We start from the raw sequence: 393 nt of genomic DNA on the forward strand, positions 1-393 counted from the left end.
CCGCATCAGTCATGACCATCTTATGACCTCTCTCGGTCGGTTCCCCGGCCGAGAGCAGATCCAGAAATGGCTCAATGCTGGAGTGCTGGAGGACGGCCGGTTCAGCTCAACACCAGAAGGCACCCCCCAAGGGGGAGTCATCAGTCCGTTGCTACTGAACGTCGCTCTTCACGGGATGGGAGAGGAAATCGCCGGAAAGGAACCCTCTCCAGTCCTTGTTCGATACGCCGATGACTTCGTGGTGTTGTGTACCACGGAGGATGAGGCATGGGAGTGCAAATCCCGACTAGCCGAATGGTTGGCCCCCAGGGGTCTCACCTTTAACGAGGAAAAGACGCGTGTCTGTCACCTCGAAGACGGTTTTGATTTTCTGGGATTCAACGTAAGGCGCTA

The 393-nt window shown here is 56.2% G+C and carries 1 protein-coding gene; it reads left to right on the forward strand.

Going from position 1 to position 393, the window contains the following annotated elements; all coding sequences use genetic code 11:
- On the forward strand, positions 1-393 hold a 393-nt coding region (locus G3I71_RS49575), incomplete at both ends, for a reverse transcriptase domain-containing protein (RefSeq protein ID WP_275409478.1).

The sequence above is a fragment of the Streptomyces sp. SID12501 genome, assembly GCF_010550245.1.
Lineage (GTDB): Bacteria > Actinomycetota > Actinomycetes > Streptomycetales > Streptomycetaceae > Streptomyces.